Here is a 17464-nt window from a genome sequence, read left to right as displayed (position 1 = left end):
GAGCGTCACGAAGGGCCACCCCCACGCTCCCTGAGGAGCGAGCTTGCGAGGGTCACGAAGGGGCCCTTGGTGACGGTCCTCCGCTAGCGCTCCGGACCTCCTCAGGGATCGGTGGGGGCGCTCCGGACCTCCTCAGGGATCGGTGGAGACAGGGAGCGGAGGCAGGCGGGTCACCAGACCTCGATCCCCGTCCACCCGTACGCGGTCGCCGGTCTGGAGCACCTGGGTGGCCACCAGGGTGTTGACCACGCAGGGCAGTCCGTACTCGCGGGCCACCACTGCGCCGTGCGACACCGAACTGCCGATGTCGGTGACCAGCGCGGCAATCACGGTGAAATACGGGGTCCAGCCGACGTCGGTGACCGGGGCAACCAGGATCTCTCCACGCCGCACATCACGCGCATCCATAATCGACTTGGCCACGCGCACAGTCCCTTCCACCACTCCCCGGCTGGCCGGACGGCCGACGATCTCATCGCCGCTGAAGACGCGCGGCGGTGCGGCCACACGTGGCGACGGCCGCCCCACCGACACATCGTCGAACTCGAGGGAATCCTGGAATGCCAGGGCTTCTCGACGTGCCAGCGCACGGTGCACGAGTCCGTCGATGTTCTCGGCACCGACGATGCGATGCAGTTCGGCACGATCGAAGAAGAAGACCAGATCGGCATCCGGCAAGCGACCCGACTCGGCGAGCACCTCACCCAGGTGGCGGTAGCCCCGCTTGAGCCGGTGCGCCATCAGCGCCATCTTCGATTTCGTTTCTTCACGTCCGCGCGCCCCGCGCTGCGCCAAGCCGGCCAACCGGCGGATGGCGGCCGACGCGGGCGCCGCAACCTCGGTCTGCACCGGCACGAGGTCGGGGTGATCGAGCACCGAGCGCACCATGACCTGCATCATCGCGCCCAGGCCACCCGGGTCGTCGGCCCAGGAGGGATCGCGCATGCACAGTTCGCGGTAGCCGCGGTGACCGTGCCGGGTCAAGAACTGCCGCAACGCGTTACCACTGGCGGTGTCTGCGGCTCGCAACTCGGTGACCGCTTCGGCCGGCGCGGTCGACAGGAACTTCTCGGCCGCGCCGGTGTCGACGGCGAGGGTGCGTACCACCGCGTCGAGCTGATCGAGCATGAGCGCGCTCTCCACGTCACTGGCCCCGGCCATCAGTCGGGTGGCCTCGGTCCGGCCCTCCTCCTCGCTGCGTCCGTCCTTGATGGCGCGGCGGATCAGGACGCTCTCGAGTATGTTGGCGGCCACCGCGGCGCGCGATGACGACCGCACATGGGTCAACGTCACGTCGCAGTACTGTTCGACACCGGATTCCAACTGCTGCAGGATCAGTCGTGGATCGTCACCGGTCGGTATCCGGAAACCCGTGATCTGCTCGTCCAGGTGGCGGACCTTGGAACCCACAGACAACGCGTGGGTGGTGAGTCGTGCCGTGTTGACCAGTTTGCGGTGGAAGGGTTGCGGCGGTTTGGGTGTCAGTTCGTCGATCACCCGACCGCAGATCGACATGGAGAACTGCTCCAGGGAGTTGCCCAGGATTCCCGAACTCAGTCCCGTGCCCTCGGTGAGGTTCAGGAACATGTGCCCGTAGAAGTAGCCGACCTGCAGCCACGGTGTCTCGTACCGGTCCTGGGCTCGGGCCACCACCTGCGTCATCTGCATCGCGTAGTCGATGGCATACCCGGACACCGATGCCGTCAGCGGACAGAAGGCGCCGGGCATCATCTCGCCGATGTTGCAACGCGTATAGACGTGGTCGGCGCCGGCGACCGGCGAATCCATCTCGTTGAGATCGCCGGGCAGGGTCGTGATCGGGCGGGCTTGCAGCCACCACAACGTTCCCGCACGGTCGATCGCCCATTCGAGATCCATCGGCCTACCCCACTGGCGGGCCGCGATCAGTGCACCGGATCGTATGTCCGCAAGGTCTTCTGACGACAGGATCGGTGTCCCGGCGACCTCGTTCACCACCGCGTGACCGATTGCATCAAGGATGAGGTGATCGGGTGAGGCGGTCCCGTCCACGAGCGCTTCGCCCAGCCCGGCGACGGCGTCGATCACCATCAGGTCGCGACGGCCGGTGGTCGGGTCGGCGGTGAACACCACTCCGGCCGCGCGTGCGTCGACCATCTGCTGAACCACCACATGCATGGTGGCCGCGGGTTCGTCGCGGTACGACGTGGCTCGTCGGGAGTGCACCGAGGCAGCGCAGGTGCGTACGGCGGCAGTGAAGCTGTCGGCGGAGTCGACGTTGAGGACTGTGTCGTATTGCCCGGCAAAGGACTGGTCGGTGCCGTCTTCGCCGACCGCCGAGGACCGCACCGCCACCGGAGTGGCGCCGGCAGCAGCCATCTCGGCGAATCGGGCGGCGGCGTCGTCGATCGCACCGGGTGCCGACACGTCGGCGATCACGAATCCCCCGGGTACCGGCAGGCCGAGACGGCGCAGTTGGGCGAGGCCCGCCGCCTTGCCGCCGTAGCGGTCGTCGGTGACGTCGTCGAGTTCGATGGTGCTCGGCGTCATGGGAATCACCGCAGCTCGTCGACGATCTCGGCGAGCGCGTCGACGCCGATCGGCCCTGGTTGATACAGGCAGATCCGGTCCGAGACTCCGTCGACGCGGTCACGGATGTGTGCGGCCACTTGCTTCGGGGTGCCGCAGGCGGCGATGGTGTGCAGGATCTCGTCGTCGATCAGGGTGGCCATCTCCTGCCAGCGCCCCTGTTTGGACATGGCGTTGAGCTCGGGCTGCAGATCACCCCAGCCGTGGGCGTCGAGTACCGGACGATAGGCCGGGGTGGAACCGTAGAAGGCCAACAGCATTCGGGCCGATGTGTGGTCTGCGTCCGCTGCGGAGTCGACCGACACGATGATCTCGGGGACCACCTCGAAGTCGTCGGCACTACGGCCGGCCGCGGCCAGGCCCTCGCGGACGCACGGCAGGGTGGTTTCGTGCAGGAATCGTTTCGTCCCGAACGGCATCACCAGCAGCCCGTCGGCCACCTCCGCGGTGGCTCTGGTCATCCGCGGCCCCAGCGCGCCGAGATAGATCGGTGGCGGACCGTACGGGTTGGGCCCGGGAACAAAGGTCGGCGTCATCAAGGTGTGCCGGTAGTACTCGCCGCGGAAGTCCAGTCGTGCGCCGTCAGCCCAGGTCGCGAAGATCGCGCGCAACGCACCCACCAGTTCGGTCATCCGCGCGACCGGATGATCGAACTCGGCGCCGTAGCGCTTCTCGATCTGTGCACGCACCTGCGTGCCCAGTCCCAGGATGAACCGGCCCTCCGACAGCAACTGGAGGTCGTTGGCCTGATGGGCGAGCTGGATCGGGTTGCGCGGGAACCCGATCGCCACGTTGGACATCACGTCGAGGCCCTTGACCGCCGACGCCAGCACCAGCGGGGTGAACACGTCGTGCGGACCCTCAAAGGTGAACACCCCAGATGCGCCGGCCTCCTGGAGGGCGGTGGCGCGCTCGACCGCGTCGGTGGGGTTGAACAGCGCTGTCATGATCTTCATGCGATCGCCCCCTATCCGGCCACGTCGGTCCAGTCGGAGAATCCCGACGGTTGGTGCGGTCCGAGCACGCCGTGCTCGAACAGGCCTGCGCCCGAACGTGTCTGCCCGTCCGGCTCGGTGCACACCGCAGCGGCGACGTGGTCGATGAGACTGAACGGCGCGCGGGCCATCACCTCGGGGTCGGTCATGTCGAAGCTGACGCGTTCGGCAAACGCCTCCTGTTTCCAGCTGCCGTGCGCCCAGGAGGAGTCGCCACCGTAACCCGATCCGAATGCGATGGGCGCGAACAGTTTCGACTCGACATCGAGCGCAATCTGATCGCCGGCACGATTCATGAACTCGACATGGGCGCCGTGCGGAATCCGGGTACCGTGCGTGTAGTGGATGGTGACGCGCACCCCGTCGAGTTGTTCGACGCGGCCGTCGCGCCACCGGCGGGTGCAGTCGTAGAGGCTGCGGTGGCCGTCGGGGTCCTCCTGCAGGATCAAGAACAGTTGGTAGTCGTCGAAGGCCAGCGGCAGGTACAGCCACCACATTCCGCGGAATGCGGCGTCGGGACGTCCGGCAGGCTCGGGCTCGCCGACCGGACGGATGCCCCAGGATCGGTCGCGGCTGGCCACGCTGGTGTCATGCTCCACGCTGAGCCGTTCGCCGTCGACGTCGATCCAGCCCTCCCAGGTGCCGACCTGGGCAAAGCGGCTGGCCTGCAACGTGACCCGCCGGTCAGTGAGCATCTCGTGGGGTCGTTCCAGTGCCGCGGGGAACAAACCCCGCCAGGTCAGATCCGCGGAGATGCCTTCGGTCTCGGCCAACGTCAGATGCATCTCCTGGAGTGGTTCGACGACGTCGAGGCGGTAGCCGTTGACGTGTTGGTGCAACCGGTCGTCATCGATCGCGTCGCTCAGGTGCACTGCGGTCTGGGTGTCGCCGCGACGGACCACGAAGTAGGCGTCCTTGACGCCGAGGCGCGGGTAGTAGCCGATCCCGGTGAGCGCCATGAAGCGCCCGTCGCGGTCGAGCACGTTGAAGTACGAGCGGTCATAGAAGTTCCGATCAGAGGTGGCCGGCCAGGAGATCGGTGCAGGCGTCTGATGAATCGGATACTCGTCGAGCGGGCTCAGCTTCACAAACTCTCCCTCAAATACGATGCACACTGTATTGGAACTATGCTGTGGTCATGACAGCAGAAAGCCCCGACGATGGCAAGAGGTCCGGCCCACCGCCGGGCCGGCCACGGGACGGGCGGATCGACGCCGCGATCATCGCGGCCACCCGGGAATTGATTCTGGAGACGGGGTACTCCGCGCTGTCGTTGTCGGCGATCGCCGCGCGCGCCGAAACCACCACCGCCGCCATCTACCGACGGTGGTCGGGCAAGGCACAACTCGTCCACGAGGCGGTGCTATCCGCCGAGACGCTGCCCCCGCCGGATGAGACCGACGATATTCGCGACGACATCCGGGCGCTGGTCGAGACGGTCCGGGCGATGTTCGACAGCCCGGAGGTGCGGATGGCGCTACCCGGGCTGATCGCCGACACCGTTGCCGACCGCGACGTCCACACCATGATGATCGCCCGGCTGGCCGGCAACCTGACCACGTTCGAATCCCGCTTCGGACAAGAACGCCGCGACCGCGACCAGTTGCCCATGCTCGCCGAGGTGGTGGCGGGCACCGCGATCTTCCGCATCCTGATCCGCCAGGACGCCGCCCTCGACGACACCTGGGTTAACGAGATGACCGAGCTGATCACCGAGCGGTGGCCGGCCGGCGATGCGCCCTGACGAGCGAGCTTGCGAGCGTCACGAAGGGAGCGAGCTTGCGAGCGTCACGAAGGGCCGTCGCCCGGCTCACCCAGGAACTGCAGAATCACCGCGTTGACCGCCTGCGGGGCCTCGATGGGAATCAGGTGTGACCCGGGGATCACGGCAAGGCGCGCATCGTCGATGGCCGTGACGACCGCACGACTGTGGTCGAGTGTCACCTCATCTCGATCACCCTGCATCACCAGTGTGGGCGCCGTGATTGCCGACAACTCGCTCAGATCGAGTTCGGGTTCGGTCCTGATCATCGCCATCGTCTTGGCGAAGATGACCGGGAAATGATCTGCGCCGTCGGGTGATTCGGCGGCGTAGTCGGCGGCGAAGAACTCCATCATGTCGTTGTCGGCCGACTCCAGTGCGTCGAGGATTCCGCCGGCGGCGCGGCCGGAACTGTTGAAGTACTGGCCGAGCAACACCAGGCAACGGACGAGGTCGGGCCGCTGCACCGCCACCAGCACCGCGACGACGGCACCGTCACTCCACCCGACGATGGCGGCAGGCCCGCCAACCACCTCATCGAGGTACGCGATGGTTTCGGCCGCCATGTCGGCGTAGTGGAACTCCTCGGTCACATCCGGGCTGTGTCCGTGGCCGTGCCGTTCCGGGCAATACACCTTCCAGCCCGCGTCAACGAACGCCGGCACCTGCCCGCCCCACGACGACGCGCCGGAAAACGCTCCGTGCAGCAGCACCAGCGGTGGGCCGTCGCCGTGGACCTCATGCCACACACGCGTGTCGGGGACGGGATGACTGATGGTGGTGTAGTCGCCGATGCCGGAGGTCACGGGTTCAGCGTAGTGCGCGTCACCGCCGTGTGGATGCGAACCGGGCGCGCGCACCGGTGCCGAGTCACCTACTCGCCGCCGGCTGCCCCGGCATCGTCGCCGCCATCAGACACAGTGCCGCCGGAGTCACCGCCGTTGGTGCCGGCGGTCTCGGAGCCAGCGGCGTCGGAGCCGTCGAGATCAGGACCGGCCTCGTCGGAGTCAGCGGTCTCGGAGCTGCTGTTGTCGGCGCTGCTTTCGGAGGTTCCGCCTGCCGACTTGCTGTCGTCCGCACGGTGCTGGCCGACATACGGCGTCGAGCTTTCCGTGCCGGTGAACTGCGCGGTCTGCCCCTCGGGCAGAGCATGCCGGCCGGCATTCGATTCGCTGATCGTCTCGGCCGCAGTCGGTTCCACGGTGGCCGGCGTAGTCGTCACATCCTGGCTGACACGCTCGGTGTTGTCGGCGAGCTTCTCGGTCTCCTCGGCGACCTTGCTGGTGGTGGCTGTGATTCGGCTCGACCCCTTGTTGATCACCTCGGTGGCAGCGTCGGCGATTGCCTGCGAGATCTGTGTGGCCGTGGGCGTCACGTATTGGGTGAACAGTGGGCTGAGGACCTTCTCGAGGGTGCCGATCGGATCACTCAGGACTCCCCGGTGGGATCCTCGATCTGCGCGAGCTGGAACAGCAGCTCGGGCGTGAGGGTGATGACCGAGGTGGGTAGGTCACCGAGGAGCTGCGCGATGGCATCCGGGATAGCCGACGATGTGGATCCCGATGGGGCAGAACCCAGTTGGAACCCGGGAAGTCCGACACCCATGAAGGAGGGACCGCTCGCGCCGATCCCATTGGGGCCGACGTTGATCGAACCCAGCGAATACACCACCGGCACCGTCACATCGCCGAGCGTGATGGTCGCGATCGTCCAACCGGAGTTGTAGGCGAAACCATCCGGCCCGAGGTGACTGGACTCCAACAGGGAGGTCCGCTGCACGCCCAGCCCGGCTCCGGGCAGCGACCAGGTGGCCGAACGGCTCCCGAGAACTGAATTGACCGACTGGCCACTGGTTGTCACCAGCCCCGGGCTCAACTGCATGCCCGTGGTGAACAAGTCGTCGGGCAGGCTGACGCCGGCAGCGTAGAGGGGAACAGTGGCGACGTAGTCGTCGGCGCCACCCACCCCGGGCACCACGACCTGCGTGGCGGCGGCCAGCCATCCGGCGCTGCCGCCGAGCGCTCCGGTGTAGGCGCCGCCGGCCTCGCGCTGGGTTATCGAGAACCCGCCGACGTCGATGCCGTCGAGTGCGGACAGCGCGTCGCCTACCGCGTCGTTGGGGTCGTAAATGGTGGTGTGGATCTGGTTGCCGGCTGCGTCGGTCTCACCCACCCACCGGAACTCACCTTTGGGAACGTAGATCCCCCAGACACAGGTTTGACCGGTCTGCACCCACTTCGTCGACCCGGTTTTGACCACCAGCGCATCCGGCTGATTCAGATTCTGTCCGAACAGCGCTTTGAGTTGCTCGGAGGTGATCCCATCCATGGTGACCCGGTCCTGGTTGATCCAGTTGGTGCCGGTGGCCCCCAGCCAGCTGGTGGTGCCCGTCCAGTTCGACGTGGTCCGGCTGCCGGTCCAGAAGCCCAGGGCGTCGTCGATCGACGGAATTCCGGTGAGCTGACCGGCGTCCTGGTCGACCTTGTCGCTGCCGACGGCCTCGGCCAGGTCGGCGAGCCTGTTCCGGATGTCCGTGGTCGGGTTGATCAGGTTCAGCGCGAGCAGGCTCGTCGCCATCTTGCCGTACACCGTCGCCCCGCTGCCAAGGGTGCCAGCCAGCGGAATCGCGGCCAGGCCCTGCGCCACCTGCGGGCTGATGCCGGACAACGCCGTGGAGGCCCCGGGAACGTGGCCGGTGTCGGGCACCGCCAGCAAGAGTTCGCCACCATTGGTGAGCGCCTCGAGGAAGTTGAGCTGCTCGGTGTTGCTGGACGTCTCGCTGGAAACCACCGGCACCCAACCCTCGGGCAGGATCGACCCGACCGGTGCCAGCATCGCGATCTGGGTCCGCCCGAGGTTGTCGGCGATGGCGATCAGATTCTCGGCGCTGGCGTAGCCGTTCTGTGAGATCGTCTGCGCTTGGATTGTCTCGGCACCTGCCGCACCCGCGGTGCCCACGCCGACAGCGATTCCCGCACTCAGGGCCACAACCGCCTTCTGCACGCGACGCGACTTGCGAACCTCACTTCGCTCGTGCGCTCGCCGCAGTCTCCGGTTGCCTGCCACCATTAGCCCGGTTGGGGGATAGCCGACCCGACAGACCACGCAGGTGTGGTCGGACGCGGCGGCGACGTGACGACAAAGGCACCGACGTTCAGGGTTGCGAGTGCACGGGCGATTGGCGGCCGCGCGAGAACCACCACACGGCAGGCTGGGGTTCGCAGGGGCCTAGCCTGCCAGCGCGTGGCTTCGCCACGTCTTGCCAAGGGGCACCGCAGGCCATCAGGCCGCACCGGGAGACACTCCCGCTGCATGTCATCACGCCGATGCTGGATTATCTGATTCCGCTGTATCCACGCTGCTCATACGTGTAGGCAACTTGCGCCCTTGACGAGCCAGGGTCTGTGCAAACAATCGGCCCGCCCGATAGGAGGAACGTACCAACGGTCCGGCCATCACTCCGGAGAACCCGACTTCGTCAGCGAACGCCGAGAGTTCAACGAACTCTTCCGGTCTCACCCAGCGGTCCACCGGCATGTGCCGCGGCGACGGGCGAAGGTATTGCGTGATGGTGACAATGTCGGTTCCCGCCCCATGCAAGTCGAGCAAGGTGCTCTTGACCTCGTCGATAGTTTCACCCATGCCCAGAATAAGGTTTGACTTGGTGACGAGACCAGCCTTTCGCGCCGACGACAGCACGCTCAGGCTGCGGTCGTAGCGAAACGCCGGTCGAGCTCGCTGAAATAGACGTGGCACAGTTTCGATGTTGTGCGCCAGTACCTCTGGCCGTGAGTCGAAGACCTCTTGCAACAGGTCGGGTTGTGCGTTGAAATCCGGGATGAGGTTCTCTACCCCGGTAGCCGGGTTGAGCTCATGGATCTTGCGGACGGTCTCCGCGTACAGCCAGGCTCCGCCATCAGCGAGATCGTCTCGGGCGACGCCGGTGATTGTTGCGTAGCGTAACCCCATCGAACGTACCGACTCGGCGACTCGTGTCGGTTCCTCTCGGTCGAGGGCCGCCGGCTTTCCGGTGTCGATCTGACAGAAGTCGCAGCGGCGAGTGCATTGCTCCCCACCGATGAGGAAGGTTGCCTCCCGGTCTCGCCAGCACTCGAAGATGTTGGGGCAACCCGCTTCTTCACACACCGTATGCAGGCCTTCGCGCCGAACGAGCGCACGCAAAGCGAGATACTCCGGACTCTGATTCGCGCGGGCTCGGATCCATGGTGGCTTACTCTCGATAGGGACCTGCGAGTTCCGCACTTCGAGACGTAAGAGTTTTCGACCACTGGCGTCGACAGCCATTGTCAGACCTACTTTCTTTCTGGAGTGCCGCGCTACCCGTGAGCCGCAGATAAGGGCTGCACGGCAAGATCACGAGTCGTGACGGGGAGCGCACCATCGAGCGCGCCGAGGACGGCTATCTCGACATCCTCGATAACGTCACCGATTGAAATACCGCGTCCGAGTTCGGCACTGAGTGAAGTGACGCCGGCATCAGTGATGCCACAAGGGATGATATCGGCGAACGCCGACAGGTCCGGATCGACGTTGAGTGCGAATCCGTGCATCGCGATCCCGTGGGTGACGCGAATCCCGATGGCGGCGATTTTGCGCTGTGGGCGCGTTTTGTTTGCTGCCAGCCATACTCCAGAGCGTCCTTCGACGCGCCCTGTGTGGAGGCCGTACCTGTCACACACTGCGATGAGGGCTTGTTCGATACGTCGAACATAGTCGTGGGTGTCGAGCGAATCACCGAGGCGGACTATAGGGTAGCCCACGAGCTGGCCCGGTCCGTGCCACGTGATCTTGCCTCCTCGATCGACATCGATCACCTCGATACCGGTGACCGTGCTCGGCCGCTCGTGCGGTTCAGTTCGTCGGCCCGCGGTGTAAACAGCCGGGTGCTCGAGCAGCAGCAGCTGATCACAGGCGGCCTGATCCTCCATCAGCGTCGCAACCACGCGTCGTTGTTCGTCGAGTGCTCGTCGGTAATCGATGACACCCATGACCCGGACCATCACCTGGTCCTGCAAGGCTCGGATTGACACGGACATCACGCCGCAGATTCTGATTCGACGGCACCGAGTTCGATGATGAGATCGCCTGCCTCCACTTGTTGCAGCTTGGTGATCGCCGTTCGAGTGATCACACCGGCCCGTGGCGCGGTGATGGCGGCCTCCATTTTCATCGCCTCGATTGTGGCTACCGGATCTCCGGCGGCGACGCGGTCACCCTCGGACACGGTCAGTGTTACCGCGCCCGAGAAGGGGGCTCCGACGTGTGCTGGGTTGGCTCGATCCGCACGTTCGTTGTTCGGATGTGCCGATTCGATCGACCGGTCGCGCACTTGAACCGGTCGCAGCTGGCCATTGAGCAGGCACATCACCGTGCGGAAGCCGCGATCATCGGGATCGGAGATCGCCTCGAGGCCAATGAGTAGCGTCACCCCGGGCGCCAGTTCGACGTGGTGTTCCTCGCCCTGTCGGAGACCGTAGAAGAACTGGTTCGACGACAGTAGCCAAGTGTCCCCGAACTGCTCTCGGTGCCGTTCGAACTCGGCAGTGGGGCCAGGAAACAAGAGCCGATTGAGCGTGGCGCGCCGCAGCGAGGATCCCGCGTCCAATAGCTTCTCGTCCGCCGCCGTCAGTTCCAGAGTGGCCCGCGGTTCTCCGCGCCCTTCGAGTGCCCGGCTGCGCAACGGCTCGGGCCAGCCTCCCGCCGGGTTGCCCAGCTCGCCTTGCAAGAACCCGATGACGGAGTCAGGGATGTCGAGTCGGGACGGTTCCGCGGTGAACTCGTCAATCGATAAGTCCGCGCCCACAAGGGCCAGCGCGAGGTCGCCAACCGCTTTGGAACTCGGGGTGACTTTGACCAACCGGCCCAGCGCGCGGTCCGCTTGGGCGTATTTCAGCTCGACGTCTTCGAAATGGTCTTTGAGACCGAGCGCGACGGCTTGTTGCCGGAGGTTGGACAATTGCCCGCCCGGTATTTCATGGTGGTAGACGCGCCCGGTGGGAGATGGCAAGCCCGATTCGAACGGAGCGTAGACCCGCCGCACCGCTTCCCAATAGGGCTCGAGGTCACAAACCGTCTGCAGGTCGAGGCCCGTGGCGTGCGGTGTGTAATCGGTGCCCGCGACGATCGCCGACAGAGCCGGCTGACTGGTGGTGCCTGCCAGTGCCGCACTGGCACCGTCGACGGCGTCGGCGCCGGCGGCAACCGCGGCCAGGTAGGTGGCGAGCTGACCGCCGGGCGTGTCATGGGTGTGCACGTGGATAGGCAGGTCGAAACGTTCGCGCAGTGCTCCCACGAGTCTTGTGGCGGCCGGAGCCCTGAGCAGACCGGCCATATCCTTGATCGCCAGAATGTGCGCTCCGGCGTCGACGATCTTCTCGGCGAGGTTGAGATAGTAGTCGAGGGTGTAGAGATCCTCGGCCGGGTTGAGCAGATCACCGGTGTAGCTCATCGCGACTTCGGCGATCGTCGTGTCGGTTTCGAGGACTGCATCGATCGCCGGCTTCATTTGTTCAACATCGTTGAGCGCGTCGAATATTCGAAAGATGTCAATCCCGGTGGCAGCCGCCTCCTCCACGAACGCCGTGGTCACTGTTTGAGGATACGGCGAGTACCCGACCGTGTTGCGGCCGCGCAAAAGCATCTGCAGGCAGATATTGGGGACTGCCTCGCGTAGCGCGGCAAGTCGGTCCCACGGATCCTCGTGCAGGAAACGCAGTGCCACGTCGTAGGTCGCGCCGCCCCATGCCTCCAGCGAGAACAGTTGCGGTGTCATGCGTGCGACGTGGCCGGCGACGGCCAGAAGGTCCCGGGTCCGCACCCGAGTCGCGAGGAGCGATTGGTGGGCGTCGCGAAACGTCGTGTCGGTGACCGCCAACGCGTCTTGGGTACGCAGTGCACGCGCGAACGCATCTGGGCCCAGCGCGCGCAACCGCTGTCGCGAACCGTCCGCCGGTGCAGCGCCGAGGTCGATCGTAGGCAGCTTCTCGTGCGGATAGACCGTCGCCACTCGCTCCCCGTGCGGTTGATTGACGGTCACATCCGCCAGGTAGCTGAGGATCTTGGTCCCGCGGTCAGCTGAACCCCTGGCACCCAACAGCTCGGGATGGTCGGCGATGAACGAAGTGGTAACTCGGCCTGCACGGAAATCGGGGTCATCGAGTACAGATTGCAGGAACGGGATGTTCGTCGCGATTCCGCGAATGCGAAACTCGGTCACTGCACGACGCGCACGAGCGACTGCCGCCTCGAAGTCGTTTCCCCGACAGGTGAGTTTGACCAGCATCGAGTCGAAGTAGGCGCCGACCTCGGCTCCGAGAACTGTGCCCCCGTCGAGGCGGACACCGGCACCTCCGGGCGTGCGGTAGGCGGTGATGCGGCCCGTGTCGGGCCGAAAATCTTTCGCCGGGTCTTCGGTGGTGATCCGGCATTGCAGGGCCGCACCACGTATCCCGATGTCGCCCTGCCGCAGACCGAGTTCCGGCAGAGTTGCACCTGCCGCGATGCGCATCTGAGCCTGTACGAGGTCGACGTCTGTGATCTCCTCGGTCACGGTGTGCTCAACCTGGATACGCGGATTCATCTCGATGAAGAAGTGCCTTCCACTCTCGTCGACCAGGAACTCGACCGTCCCCGCACATGTGTAATCGATCGCACGTGCGAATGCGACTGCGTCCGCGCAGATCTGGTCACGCAGCTGTGGATCCAGGTTCGGCGCCGGTGCCAACTCGATGACCTTCTGATGCCGACGCTGCACCGAACAGTCCCGTTCGAACAAATGGATGATGTTCCCGGCGGTGTCGGCCAGAATCTGAACCTCGATGTGGCGCGGATTGATCACGGCTTCCTCGAGGAATACCGTCGAGTCACCGAACGCCGACTCGGCCTCCCGCGAGGCGGACTCGATCGCCTCTCGCAGCGTGTCCGGATCGTCAACACGTCGCATCCCGCGACCGCCACCGCCGGCAACCGCCTTCACGAACACCGGGAAACTCATCGCGGCGGCTGCGGACATGAGCTCGTCAACCGAAGCGGACGGCGCCGAGGATGCGAGCACCGGCAAGCCGGCGGACCTGGCTGCCGCGATTGCCCGACTCTTGTTGCCGGCGAGTTCGAGCACCTCGGCCGATGGACCAATGAATGTCAGATTCGCCTGCTCACAGGCCGCCGCGAGATCCGGGTTCTCCGAGAGGAACCCATACCCGGGGTAGATCGCATCGGCCCCCGATAGACGTGCGGCACGCACAATTTCGTCAACAGAGAGATAGGCTCGCACCGGATGGCCTTCTTGTCCGATGACATAGGACTCATCCGCCTTCAGGCGATGCTCGGACTTGCGGTCTTCATGTGGAAATACCGCGACCGTCACCGCCCCGAGTTCCACAGCGGCTCGGAACGCCCGGATCGCGATCTCACCCCGGTTTGCGACGAGAACTTTGGAGAACATACTTCCTTGTCCTTTCGAGAAGCGGTTCAAAGTTTTTCGGACGAGACAGCGAGCATCAGGTCTCGCGCATCAGCAAAGTTGTCCACGACCATCGAGGCACCGGGGACACCGGCCGGGAACTTGCCCACTCGATCGAGCAGGATCACTCGACACCCCGCCGAAGACGCGCTGCGCACCCCATGCGCGGAGTCCTCAACAACTCCGACGAGGCCCGGATCGACCCCGATGGCCGAGCACGCCGTCAAGTAGGGCTCGGGCATCGGCTTCGCCCGAGTGACGTCGTCGCCGGACACCGACGCCAGGACGAGGTCGGCGATGCCGAGATAAGCCATCACGTGGTTTATCCACCGCCGATTGCCCGACGTAGCGATACCCAGCGGTATGCCTGCGGCGACCACTGCTCGAACGGCGTCGACGCTGCCCGGTACCTGAGGGATCTCCCGGCTCGCGAGTGACGACCAAAATCGGTCTTCCCGAGCTTCATAGAGCTCGGCCGCATCGAAGCCGTACTCGCCGGCCAACACCCGCATCTGGTCTTCGACCCGCATACCCACGTGCTGACGGAAGAAGGAGTCGAATAGTTCGATCCCGCGGGCGGCAAGCTCGTCGCGCGTGACCGCGTCGTGAATCGGCTCCGAATCGACGAGGACTCCATCGCAATCGAGAACAACTCCCTGCAGAGCCCGGGGATTCGACGAGCTGACGGTGTTCGCGGCCACTAGGCGTTCTCCCTTCCTCAAGCCGCAGGATGCGGACGAAATGTGATACCCACCACGTTTGGGGTGCCGTGAGACCTATCCTGAGGCTCGTTTGCGACTGTGTCAAATGTGAGTTTGATGCACATATGTGCGCGGTGTGTTCACTCCTCGATCAAATTCCAGGTCACTCGCAGCCTTGCGAATGATCTGGATCACATGCTAAAACTGCTTCAACACGAATGTGAGCGCAATGAACGGATGTGAATATGACTGCAGAGCGCGACCGGGAACAGCTGGTCAAAGCCGCGCGCATGTACTTCGTCGATGGCTCCTCCCAGCAAGAAGTTGCTAATGCACTGGGTACCAGCCGGTCGAATGTGTCACGAATGCTCACCGCCGCCCGGCAGCTGGGGATTGTGCAGATCCGAATCGTCGACTCCGCGCAGCGCCGGCCGGATCTCGAAGACCAGATGAAAGTGCGGTTCGGGTTGCACGATTGCCTCGTAGCCGCCTATGCCCCCGGTACGAAACCTGCGGACACCGTGGCGAAGCTGTCGTCGGAATGGCTTCTTGACAACCTCAACGAGGGTCAGCGGCTGGCGGTCTCGTGGGGGACCGCGCTACAGGCCATGGTCTGGGAGACCACGGCCACCCGGCGATACGACGTCGAGGTCCTCCAACTCGTCGGCGGACTCTCGTCAGTCCATCACGAGGTCACCGGCCAGGAACTCGTCCGTGAGCTCGCTACCCGACTTGGCGCGAGCTACCGCTACCTACACGCACCCGCGCTGATCGCCAATCGCGCGACCCTCGACGCCTTCCTGAGTGAGAAGTCGGTGGCCTCGGCTCTCGACGCCGCCAAGAGCGCCGACATCGCGTTGGTTGGTGTCGGGACCTATGGCGACAGCTCCTCCGCGGCCATCATCGACTCGCTGTCGCTTAACGACGACGAGCGGTCGGAGTTCGACGCGATGAGCCCGGCCGGCGACATCTGCGCACGCTACTACGACATCAACGGTGTTGGAGTTGCGTCCACGTCGGTACGGGACCGCGTCATCGCGGTGCAGCTAGAAGACTTGTCACGCATCCCCATGGTCGTTGGCGTGACATCAGGTCGAGTGAAGGCGCCCGGGCTCGTTGGCGCTCTCCGCGGCCGCTATCTCAACGTTCTCGTCTGTGATGAGAGCGCCGCACGCGCCGCCCTGGCGCTCGACTCAGCTACACCCAACCCCGGAGAGGATCCCTCCTGATGATGACCTTCGCACTAGTACTGGCCGCCGTGTGGTTTGCGCAAATCCTGCTGATGTGGAAGCAGGCCAACGCGTTTCGACGTTCTGTCGCTTCGATGACACCCAAGGGCCGCGTGGTGACGGGCATGGATCGCAGACGCGGTTTGAAAACCTTCGCCGCGATCGCGGTGCGCGATGGCCTCGTGACCGATGCGCAGCATCTGAAGGGATTCACCGTGTTCGCTCGCGCGGCCACCACCACCGAACTCATCGGGATTCGCATCGAGGATCTTGCCGCGGGTCGGGTTGTCGGAGCCTCTCGCCGTGTCACTGCGGCCGCTGCTCACGCCGCAACGCTCTATGTCAACCACACCAAGAACACCGCCGTACCGGCCGGTCGCTGATACGCGCCACCGTCCCCAGATTGGAACGCCACCATGACAATTCTCTATATTCTCGCCGATGACGCCGCCCCCACCACCACGCCGGCGCCACCTCCGGCCCCATCGGGCGGTGTCAATGGCGCACTGTCACACGCCGCGACCGCATTCATCGGTGTGTTCGAGGAAGGCGCCAAAACCCTGGTCAGCTTGGGTTCCGGCATCCTGCCGCTACTCATCGTGCTGCTCACCGCGGTCAACGCCTTGATTCGCATCATTGGCCCCCACCGCATCGAACGCCTCGGCGTCATCGCGGGCCGCGAGGGCCTCATCTATTGGCCGCTGCGCTACCTCGTTCTGCCCGTCCTGTCGGTCTTTTTTCTCACCAACCCCATGTGCTACACGATGGGACGCTTCCTCCCGGAACGTCGCAAAGCAGCGTTCTATGACTCGTCAGTCAGCTTCGTCCATCCGATTCTGGGTCTGTTTCCCCATGCCAACCCCGGTGAGCTCTTCGTCTACGCCGGCATCGCGGCAGGAATCACCAAGCAAGGGCTCCCGATCGGCGACCTGGCGGTCCGCTACTTCTACGTCGGCCTGATCGTGATCTTCATTCGCGGCATCGTCACCGACATCATCGTCGGCATCCTCACCCGACGAAAGGCCAAACAAGCCGAACAAGCCAAACCCTCCCCTGCCGCAACCGCTTAGGACCGACTGACATGACCACCACCGAATCGACGACAACCCCCTCCGCCCCCTCCTCCCGCATCAACAACGCCTTCGATCTGACCACTCGAGTCCTGACCACCATCGGTCGCAAAGTCGGCGGCGTTGTCAACATCTTCTACCAGGCCGGTCGCGACACGATCGACACCGTCATCAAGAACGTCCTACCATTCCTCGCATTCATCGCCTTCCTGATCGGCTTGATCACCGCCACCGGGATCGGCAACTTCATCGCAGAGCACCTCGCACCCATCGCCGGATCGCTTCTCGGGCTGATCCTCATGTGCTTGATCTGCTGCTTGCCGGTGCTCTCCCCGGTTCTCGGCCCAGGAGCGGTCATCGCACAGGTCGTCGGCACCCTGATCGGCGTGCAGATCGGCATGGGCGCGATTCCGCCCCAATACGCCCTTCCTGCTCTGTTCGCCATTGACGGCCAAGTCGGCTGCGACTTCATCCCCGTCGGTTTGGCATTGGGCGAGGCCGAACCCGAGACAGTCGAGATCGGCGTTCCCGCAGTACTCTTCTCCCGCCTGATCACCGGCCCGCTGTCGGTTGTCATCGCCTACTTCTTCAGCCTCGGTCTCTACTGACCACCCACACACATCAGCACTACCGCCCACCCACACAGAGGAGAACACC

The 17464-nt window shown here is 64.8% G+C and carries 15 protein-coding genes; 5 read left to right on the top strand and 10 right to left on the bottom strand.

Features of this window, described 5'->3' with window-relative positions:
• Positions 1–132: 132 nt before the first annotated feature.
• The 3 genes from AC4AMJ_RS28490 to AC4AMJ_RS28480 are packed head-to-tail and all read right to left on the bottom strand — an operon-like array spanning position 133 to position 4651.
• Positions 133–2529: a PEP/pyruvate-binding domain-containing protein gene (locus AC4AMJ_RS28490; protein WP_489916348.1), complete on the bottom strand. Its 2397-nt coding sequence runs from the start codon at positions 2527–2529 to the stop codon at positions 133–135.
• 5 nt (positions 2530–2534) lie between these two features.
• Positions 2535–3524, bottom strand: coding sequence for a TIGR03617 family F420-dependent LLM class oxidoreductase (locus AC4AMJ_RS28485; RefSeq protein ID WP_489916346.1), 990 nt, complete (start codon positions 3522–3524; stop codon positions 2535–2537).
• An 11-nt stretch (positions 3525–3535) separates the two neighbouring features.
• Positions 3536–4651: an Rv3169 family protein gene (locus tag AC4AMJ_RS28480; RefSeq protein ID WP_489916344.1), complete on the bottom strand. Its 1116-nt coding sequence runs from the start codon at positions 4649–4651 to the stop codon at positions 3536–3538.
• Positions 4652–4701: 50 nt separating this feature from the next.
• On the opposite strand from AC4AMJ_RS28480, the gene AC4AMJ_RS28475 reads away from it, so the two are divergent.
• A complete protein-coding gene (locus AC4AMJ_RS28475) occupies positions 4702–5307 on the top strand; it encodes a TetR-like C-terminal domain-containing protein (RefSeq protein ID WP_489916342.1) in 606 nt (201 codons plus the stop codon).
• A 44-nt stretch (positions 5308–5351) separates the two neighbouring features.
• Here the strand turns inward: AC4AMJ_RS28475 and AC4AMJ_RS28470 are convergent, their stop codons facing one another.
• From AC4AMJ_RS28470 to AC4AMJ_RS28440, 7 genes are all read right to left on the bottom strand, one after another.
• On the bottom strand, positions 5352–6131 hold the full coding sequence (locus AC4AMJ_RS28470) for an alpha/beta fold hydrolase (RefSeq protein WP_489916340.1): 780 nt from the start codon (positions 6129–6131) through the stop codon (positions 5352–5354).
• Positions 6132–6199: 68 nt separating this feature from the next.
• The gene (locus AC4AMJ_RS28465) at positions 6200–6700 is read right to left on the bottom strand and encodes a hypothetical protein (protein ID WP_489916338.1); all 501 of its coding nucleotides are present in this window, start codon (positions 6698–6700) and stop codon (positions 6200–6202) included.
• A gap of 53 nt (positions 6701–6753) precedes the next feature.
• Entirely contained in the window at positions 6754–8328 is a 1575-nt protein-coding gene (locus AC4AMJ_RS28460) for a hypothetical protein (protein WP_489916336.1), read from the bottom strand.
• Positions 8329–8643: 315 nt separating this feature from the next.
• Complete coding sequence (lipA, locus tag AC4AMJ_RS28455) at positions 8644–9630, bottom strand: lipoyl synthase (RefSeq protein ID WP_489916334.1); 987 nt, start codon at positions 9628–9630, stop codon at positions 8644–8646.
• 32 nt (positions 9631–9662) lie between these two features.
• Positions 9663–10382, bottom strand: coding sequence for a lipoyl(octanoyl) transferase LipB (lipB, locus tag AC4AMJ_RS28450; protein WP_489916332.1), 720 nt, complete (start codon positions 10380–10382; stop codon positions 9663–9665).
• Complete coding sequence (locus tag AC4AMJ_RS28445) at positions 10382–13789, bottom strand: pyruvate carboxylase (RefSeq protein WP_489916330.1); 3408 nt, start codon at positions 13787–13789, stop codon at positions 10382–10384. Before AC4AMJ_RS28445 ends, lipB begins: the two co-directional genes overlap by 1 nt.
• 26 nt (positions 13790–13815) lie before the next feature.
• Positions 13816–14508 carry an HAD family hydrolase gene (locus AC4AMJ_RS28440; protein ID WP_489916328.1) on the bottom strand — a complete coding sequence of 231 codons (693 nt, stop codon included), beginning with the start codon at positions 14506–14508 and terminating at the stop codon, positions 13816–13818.
• A gap of 245 nt (positions 14509–14753) precedes the next feature.
• On the opposite strand from AC4AMJ_RS28440, the gene AC4AMJ_RS28435 reads away from it, so the two are divergent.
• From AC4AMJ_RS28435 to AC4AMJ_RS28420, 4 genes are read left to right on the top strand one after another with little or no spacing between them, the layout of a single operon-like run.
• Entirely contained in the window at positions 14754–15737 is a 984-nt protein-coding gene (locus AC4AMJ_RS28435) for a sugar-binding transcriptional regulator (protein ID WP_489916326.1), read from the top strand.
• Positions 15737–16120 carry a transcriptional regulator GutM gene (locus AC4AMJ_RS28430; protein ID WP_489916324.1) on the top strand — a complete coding sequence of 128 codons (384 nt, stop codon included), beginning with the start codon at positions 15737–15739 and terminating at the stop codon, positions 16118–16120. Before AC4AMJ_RS28435 ends, AC4AMJ_RS28430 begins: the two co-directional genes overlap by 1 nt.
• A 33-nt stretch (positions 16121–16153) precedes the next feature.
• The gene (gene srlA / locus AC4AMJ_RS28425) at positions 16154–16807 is read left to right on the top strand and encodes a PTS glucitol/sorbitol transporter subunit IIC (protein ID WP_489916322.1); all 654 of its coding nucleotides are present in this window, start codon (positions 16154–16156) and stop codon (positions 16805–16807) included.
• 11 nt (positions 16808–16818) lie between these two features.
• Positions 16819–17415: a PTS glucitol/sorbitol transporter subunit IIB gene (locus AC4AMJ_RS28420; protein ID WP_489916320.1), complete on the top strand. Its 597-nt coding sequence runs from the start codon at positions 16819–16821 to the stop codon at positions 17413–17415.
• Positions 17416–17464: the final 49 nt, after the last annotated feature.

It is taken from the genome of Gordonia sp. LMA484, from assembly GCF_058129505.1.
Note: the sequence above shows the minus strand (reverse complement) of the source record. Positions and strands in the feature narration are given on the sequence as shown.